The organism is Micromonospora acroterricola (genome assembly GCF_003172955.1).
GTDB lineage: Bacteria > Actinomycetota > Actinomycetes > Mycobacteriales > Micromonosporaceae > Micromonospora > Micromonospora acroterricola.
This window is the reverse complement of the sequence record NZ_QGKR01000022.1, coordinates 1-2364: the sequence shown is the minus strand read 5'-3', so window position 1 is coordinate 2364 and position 2364 is coordinate 1. Positions and strand designations below refer to the sequence as shown.

Below are 2364 nucleotides of genomic sequence, written 5' to 3'. Positions count from 1 at the left end.
GGTCTTGATCGGGGTGAGGGGCAGGAGTTTCTTGCCTGTGGGGCCGATCTGGATCTCGGTGTCCATCGAGGGGCAGACGCCGCAGTCGAAGCACGGGGTCCACCGGCAGTCGTCCTGCTCGAACTCGCTGAGCGAATCCTGCCAGTCCTGCCAGAGCCAGTCCTTGTCCAGGCCCGAGTCCAGGTGGTCCCAGGGCAGGACCTCCAGCTCATCGCGCTGCCGGGTGGTGTACCAGTCGAGGTCCACCCCGAACGCCGGCAGCGTCTCGGCCGCCGCGTCCACCCAGCGCTGGTAGGAGAAGTGCTCGCTCCAGCCGTCGAACCGGCCGCCGTTCTCCCACACCCTGCGGATCACCGAGCCGACCCGACGGTCACCCCGGGAGAGCAGCCCCTCGATCAGCGACGGCTCACCGTCGTGGTAGCGGTAGCCGATCGCCCGACCCAGCGAACGGTCCGAGTTGATCGCCTGCTTCAGGATCTTGAGCCGGTGGTCGATGACCTCCGGGCGCTCCATCGGGGCCCACTGGAACGGGGTGTGCGGCTTGGGCACGAACCCGCCGATGGAGACCGTGCAGCGGATGTCCTTGGAACCGGTCGCGGCCCGACCGGCCCGGATCACCTCGTGCGCCATGTCCGCGATCTCCAGGACGTCGGCGTCGGTCTCGGTGGGCAGGCCGCACATGAAGTACAGCTTCACCTGACGCCAGCCGTTGGAGTACGCGGTGACGACGGTGCGGATGAGGTCTTCCTTCGACACCATCTTGTTGATGACCTTGCGGATCCGCTCCGACCCGCCCTCCGGGGCGAAGGTCAGGCCGGTACGCCGCCCGTTGCGAGACAGCTCCTGCGCGAGGTCGATGTTGAACGCGTCCACCCGGGTCGACGGCAGCGACAGCGAGACGTTGGTGCCCTCGTACTGCTGGGCCAGCCCGGAGCACATGTCGCCGATCTCGGAGTGGTCGGCCGAGGAGAGCGACAGCAGGCCCACCTCGGAGAAGCCGGAGAACTCCAGCCCCTCCCGCACCATCTGCCCCACCGTCGTGATCGACCGCTCGCGTACCGGACGGGTGATCATGCCGGCCTGGCAGAACCGGCAGCCCCGCGTGCAGCCCCGGAAGATTTCCACCGCGTACCGCTCGTGCACCGTCTCGGCCAGCGGCACGAGGGGCTTCTTCGGGTACGGCCAGGCGTCCAGGTCCATCGTCGTGCGCTTGTGCACCCGGAACGGCACGTCCGCCCGGTTGGGCACGACCCGCTGGATCCGGCCGTCGGGCAGGTAGTCCACGTCGTAGAAGCGCGGCACGTAGACGCTCTCGGTGCGGGCCAGCCGCAGCAACAGCTCGTCGCGGCCACCCGGCGAGCCCTCCGCCTTCCACTCCCGGACGATCGCCGTGATCTCCAGGACCGCCTCCTCGCCGTCGCCGAGCACGGCGGCGTCGATGAAGTCGGCGATCGGCTCCGGGTTGAACGCGGCGTGCCCGCCGGCCACGATCACCGGGTCGGCGTCGGTGCGGTCGGCGGCCAGCAGCGGGATGCCGGCCAGGTCGATCGCGGTGAGCATGTTGGTGTAGCCGAGCTCGGTGGAGAAGGAGATGCCGAACACGTCGAAGTCGCGGACCGGCCGGTGCGCGTCGACGGTGAACTGCGGCACGCCGTGCGTGCGCATCAGGGTCTCCAGGTCGGGCCAGACCGCGTACGTCCGCTCGGCGAGGGTGTCGGGCAGCTCGTTGAGCACCTCGTAGAGGATCTGCACGCCCTGGTTGGGCAGGCCCACCTCGTACGCGTCGGGATACATCAGCGCCCAGCGCACCGTCGCCGCGTCCCAGTCCTTGACCACCGCACCGAGCTCACCGCCGACGTACTGGATGGGCTTGGAGACCTGAGGGAGCAGCGGCTCGAGCCGGGGCCAGACGGAATTGGTCGCGGCCGCGCGCGGTGTCGTGGACGGGGCACTCATGATGCCCAAGGGTACGCGCCGCCCGGCGGCGACCGCGCGCACGCCGCCCCAACGCCTCGATCGACGCTGGTGGCCGCCGGCACTCCCGCCGGACGCCCGGTCGGCGACGGTGGCGGCACGGTACTAACCTCGGACCGGCGCGAGAGGAGATTGCCCCGATGCCGGAGCCCCAGCCGGGAGCAGGCCGTCCGGGGGACGGGAGCACCCCGGGCACGGAGCCGGCGGTCGCCGACGAGCGGACCTCCACACCCGTACCGCCGGACCACCCCGATCCCTCGGCCCAGCCCGACCCCTCGGCCCAGCCGGAGGCACCGAGCCGGCCGGAAGCGCCGAGCCAGCCACAGCCACCGGACCAGCCGGAACCGCCGATCGACCAGGCCGGCGGCGCTGACGCGCCCGGTCCCGGTC

At 70.9% G+C, this 2364-nt stretch carries 1 protein-coding gene and 1 pseudogene; one reads left to right on the top strand and one right to left on the bottom strand.

Features of this window, described 5'->3' with window-relative positions:
* Positions 1-1956 (bottom strand): TIGR03960 family B12-binding radical SAM protein (locus DKT68_RS00190; RefSeq protein ID WP_109815425.1); only part of this gene is annotated, 1956 nt, incomplete at its 3' end.
* Positions 1957-2114: 158 nt separating this feature from the next.
* Here DKT68_RS00190 and DKT68_RS31670 point away from each other — a divergent pair.
* Positions 2115-2364, top strand: a pseudogene (locus DKT68_RS31670) (hypothetical protein); the annotation flags it as partial.